The sequence below is a fragment of the Alistipes sp. CAG:268 genome (assembly GCA_000434235.1).
In the GTDB taxonomy this organism is placed as follows: Bacteria; Bacteroidota; Bacteroidia; order Bacteroidales; family Rikenellaceae; genus Alistipes; species Alistipes avistercoris.
In genome coordinates this window covers 21,143-26,149 of the sequence record FR892002.1, presented here as the reverse complement: position 1 = coordinate 26,149, position 5,007 = coordinate 21,143, and the positions used below count along the sequence as shown (strand labels likewise).

Annotated in this window: 3 protein-coding genes; 1 reads left to right on the top strand and 2 read right to left on the bottom strand. The window is 64.9% G+C overall.

The genetic code is table 11. The annotated features are described in order from the left end of the window. Nucleotides 1-73: 73 nt before the first annotated feature. Entirely contained in the window at nt 74-2,311 is a 2,238-nt protein-coding gene (locus tag QZL63_RS06185; RefSeq protein ID WP_290586229.1) for a hypothetical protein, read from the bottom strand. 18 nt (nt 2,312-2,329) lie between these two features. Next, on the bottom strand, nt 2,330-4,150 hold the full coding sequence (locus tag QZL63_RS06180) for a hypothetical protein (protein ID WP_290586232.1): 1,821 nt from the start codon (nt 4,148-4,150) through the stop codon (nt 2,330-2,332). Between the two features lie 197 nt (nt 4,151-4,347). Between QZL63_RS06180 and QZL63_RS06175 the strand changes: the two genes are divergently transcribed. Then, complete coding sequence (locus QZL63_RS06175) at nt 4,348-4,959, top strand: Crp/Fnr family transcriptional regulator (protein WP_022308458.1); 612 nt, start codon at nt 4,348-4,350, stop codon at nt 4,957-4,959. Nucleotides 4,960-5,007 lie beyond the last annotated feature (48 nt).

Here is a 5,007-nt window from a genome sequence, read left to right as displayed (position 1 = left end):
CCTGCGGCGGCAAAGGCCGCCAGCAGCATCCATATCTTTCGTTTCATCGACATCATTCTCTTCCGTTTTTCTCTCAATCGTACATATACTCCACCGGCGTCTTCACACACCGGATCATCCGGGTCTTGGTCGAATTCTGCCCCACGAACTTCAGCCAGTTCTGTCCCGGGCGGTCCGCCTGCGCATACCCCTCCAGGACCCAGCTGTTCGTACCGTCGCCGGCCGTTGCCAGCAGCAACATCATCGGCGAGATGTTGCCCGCCGTCGTATTCCACTGATGGCCCAGGCCGCAAAGCACCCAGCACGCCCCTCCCGAGCGGAACTCATAGAGAGCCATCGTGCCGTAGCGTTGCCCGAGCAGTGTCGCCTCCCGCTCGAGGATACGCACCGTGAGCTCGTCGTCCGCCATGTTGCGGTAGCTCCGCGTCCCGACGCCGCCGAGATTGTAGTTGCGGCTGCCGGCAAAAAAGGCGTAGTCGTCGTAACCCGGAATCCGGTAGCCGTCGGGAGCCATGGCAGCCGGGTCGATCGACCCGAAGTTCTGCGCCGCCGACTGCATCCCCTCGTAGTAGAAGGAGGCGCCGTCGTGCCGCAGCGGAAGCCCCTCCGGATTGCCCGCCTGGTACTGGTCGCCCAGCAGACGCAGCAGCTCCCCCTCGTCGCACGAGGCCAGGTAGTCGGCCAGTGCATCCGCATCCGCCGGATCGGCGCCGATCGGGATCTGGTCAGCGAACTCCTTCACGTTGCCGCGCAGGTTGTATTTGCACCACCACACGCCCCCGATCTCCACGACCGGAAGGCCCCAGTTGCGCCGCCGCACGGCATAACGCTCGACGTCCGAGCCGTCGGCCTGCGAGATGACGATGCGGCCCTCCTGCATTCGGCCGTCGGCCTTCGGATCGTTGGGCTTCCAGCCGGCCAGGATCCGCAGCGACCGTCCCTCGCCGTCCAGTTTGAGCCACGGGTCCTCGTCCGCGTCGAACTCCACCCGGGCCACCTTGCCCTCGGGAAGCGTCAGACGCCCCAACTCGCCATCTACATAGCGGCCGAAGTCACAGTTCCCCTCCCCGTCGAGCACGATTCCGCCGGACAGCTGCACGGGGTTGGGTTCGAAGAGGAGCGCGATCCGCCCCAGGCGGACACCGTCCCGGACGATATTCAGATAGAGGTATGCTCGGGATTCGCCCGGCAGACGCCGCCCGGCCGACACAGCCACCGTCGCTACCGGCTCGAACGACCGTGCCGCCGGTTCGACGGAGGCGGTCACGCCGCGCACGAGGCCCTCAATCTCGACCTCCGTGCCTGCCTCGGCACGGACCGCGAGGCGGAACTCTCCGCCCCGGGAATCCACCCGCACCGAATCCTGCGCGGCATTCAGCGTCACCCCCTCGGGAAGCGACGAGGCCGCAGGGTCGATCAGCCCGCCGGGAGCGGGGGTCGTTCCGACCGAGGCCCCCTCCTCCCACGTTCCTCCGGAAACCGACACGGAGGCATCGGCTCCGGCGCCATGGACCCGCAGCACATAGATCCGGTTGCGCACGAGGTCAGCGGGAAAGGCAGCCGTCATGCGGTGCAGTCCCCCGCCGAAGGCGACGACCACCTCGGCCGTCATTCCGCCGGAAGGCTGTTCACAGAGGTAGAGCAGCGTCCGGCGGCTGTTCATGAACTCCCCTTCGCCGTATTCCCCTCGGAATTCGGTCTCCCCGGCATCGGCCGGCACGGCCGGATACTCCTGTGCGAAGAGATAACCGCGGTCGGCGATCGGCCGGATCGACACACTGCGCACCTCGACGCCGCGCTCCTCCGAGACGAGGTCCACCCGCGCCACGCTGCGCGTCATGCGGACCGTCGCGGCACGGCCCGACTCCGCCGGAAGCTCCATGCGTCCGGTCATCAACACCCGGTCGGAGACCATCGCGCCGACCGGTGCCCCGAGTGCGAGAAACTCCGCAAGGGTCGAACCGCCCGGACGCAAGGCATCGAACAGCCCCTCCGGAGCGTTGGCCACGAAGTGCAGTTCACCCTCGAGGGCTGTGGGATAAAACGTATGGAGCCCTTCGGAGGGCGACTCGCCCTCGAGGATCTCGTGCAGGGTTCCCTGCACGAAGCGGAAGCCCGTCACGCGGCCGATCGCCGCATCGTCCGCCTCTGCCGTCCGGACAGGCAGCGCCCCCTCGGCCTCGAAACGGACCGACAGCACCGGCCCCGCGCCCGGCATCGGGGCGGCATCCTCCGGCGATTCGCTGCATGCCGGATGCAGGAGCACGGCGAAAGCGGCCGCGCCCAGATATTTTCCTATTTTCATCATCATCGTATCGTTGGCTTGTACTTAATATCGGTTCGGGTTCTGTGCGCTGTCGAGGTACGACGGCGAGTCGATCGGCATCTCGCCAATGTGCTCGACATAGAAACGGTTCATCAACTCCTGCGCCCAGGGCCCGTAGGTGAACGAGCTGCTGTGGTTGTAACCCATCACGTGTCCCAGCTCGTGGAACATGATCTCGCACGAATAGGTGTTGAAATAGTGCTGGAACCAGGCCTGCTGGTAGGCCCCGAAGACCGAACCGCCGCCGAGTCCGATCACGCCGTTGCCCGGGTAGACCAGCCCGACCCGCAGCGTCCGCGGCTGGCGCATCTGGCGGAGGACCGTCTCCACCGTGACCTTGTCCTCCGGGCCTCCGTTGCCGTAGAGGCGGTCGGCATTCGCGCGCAGGATCTGCTCATGCTCGGGCATGTCGATCATGTAGGTGAAGTTCAGGAACAGGGCCACCACCTCGCGGCAATGGACCGGACGGATTCCCATCCAGTTGCCGACCGGCCCGCCGTCGGCCCGTTCGGGATCGCCCCCGTAGAGGTCGAACCCGATGGTCCATCCGTGCTCGATGGCCTCGAGCTTCGTCCAGAACGGATCGTCGGACTCCAGGCGGAACTCCGCATCGGCCCATTCGGACGCCGGCACGGGATCGACCTCGACGATCCGCCCCGACTCCGTGCGACAAAAGGTCTTGCGCGTAGACATCGGCAGTTCGCCGTAGAAGTCCGCGAAGGGCGGGACCCGGTCGAAGTAGGCCAGATCGAAGAACTCGCTGCCGACCGAGGGGATGCGGGCCCGAATCAGGAGGCCGGTCACCTCGCGCGGCGAATAGAAGCGGACGTGGAGACGCCCGTCGTCGGTCACGGAGACCTGCAGCGGCGCCGCGGTATTGAAGGTCCGCTGTGCGGCATCGGTGTAGACCTCCTTCGGCTCGTCGTCCTGCAGGATACGCTCCAGACCGAAGCGCTCGAAGGTCCGTTCGGTGACGAATGCCGTGGCCGACTCGTCGTCGGGATGCACGGCCGTCGTCCTCACCCGTCCGATGCGGTTGGGAGCGACCTCCCCGAGCGTGAAGCCGTAGGCACGCCGGACGGTGTGTCCGCGGTAGTTGCGCGTTGTCAGCTCAACCTCGCCGTGAAGCGGCTCATCCTCGACCGTCGGCGGAAAGAGCCAGGTTGTCGCCTCGTCCAGGTCCAGTTCGATGTCGGGGCTGTCGCCCGTACCCGCGAAGAGACCGCCGCCCGTCAGGCCGGTACGGAAACGCGGCGCCAGGAGCGTGACGCGCCGGGTCTGCAGCGCCGTCTCGACATAGGGATTGTTGAAGGCGAACGAAAAGTCGGTCCGCCCGATGATCCGGTGCTGTATGACCTCCTCCTCGACGACGGCCTCGAGTTCCGTTCCCGAAGGGCCCTTGCGCGCCACCACCGAGAAGGGGGTGCGCGAATGGAAGTACTCGGCCCCGAGCGGCCGCTGCAGGTCGGCGGGGAAGCTCAACCACTCGTCCTCCTCACGGCGGATCGTACGGATCGTCACGCCGTCGGCCTCCGCATCGCCCCGGACACCCAGCACCAGCAGACGGTAGTCGCCCTCACGAAGCCCTTCGATCCGCACCTCGGAAGCCGCCGGATCGTACAGGCACTTGACTCCGCCGACGGCCGAGCCGGAGTCGTCCACCACACAAAATTCCACTCGGTCGTAGTCGGTCTCCTGCCGGAGGTCCGAACGGACATTCCCGTCCTCATAGCCCGCACAACTCATGCGGAAGGCCACGCCCTCCGCATCCGGGCGGGAAAAGCCGTCGGCCGGATCATCGGCCCGGCAGGCGGTCAGAAGCACCGCACTCAACCATAAAAATCGCTTTATTCCACTCATCTGTCTCATGTATTTCGTATATTTGCAGTCGGGCTGCGCAGCGTCCGATCGACCCGACCGACGCACCCCGTCCAAAATCCGGCGCAAAATTAGAGGCACGATACGGATCTTGGCGTAACATTTGTTACGGACCGGCACAACAATCGACAGATCAAAATCTTATGGAATGTGAATTTTACGACATGCCCCTGTTCCGGGGTTGCAACCGCACACTTGTCGATCCGATTCTCGAGAAATCGCCCTCGCGTATCGCCAACTACCGCAAAGGCGAGTTCATCGCCATGCAGAACAGCGTCTGCCGTTCGTTGCTGCTGCTGTGCGAGGGGAGCGTCCGCGTGCAGATGACCAACGAAGAGGGGCGCGAATTCACGCTCGATACCCTGGCGGCTCCCGACGTGCTGGCCTCTGCATTTCTCTTCGCCACGGAGAATACCTTCCCGGTATCGGTCATCGCCAACACGGAGTGCCGGCTGTGGATCGTCAGCCGGGAGAGTCTGCTTGCCCTGATTGAAAGCGATACGGCCGTACTGCGCAACTTCCTCTCCATTCTCTCGGACCACAGCCGTTTCCTGACCAGCCGCGTGCAGCAGTTCGCCCTGCAGACCCTCTCGTCGCGGCTGATCGGCTATCTGGAGAAAAACCCGGCTGTACAGAACCTTCAAGAGACGGCCTTCATCCTCGGCGTCACACGCCCCTCCCTGTCGCGGACGATCGCCCAGCTGGTCCGCCAGGGAGTCCTGCGCAAAAGCGAAGAGGGGTATGTCCTCGCGTAAGGCGGCTGGACAGCGACTGCTGCCATTTTCGCGGGAGTCTTTGGCAAA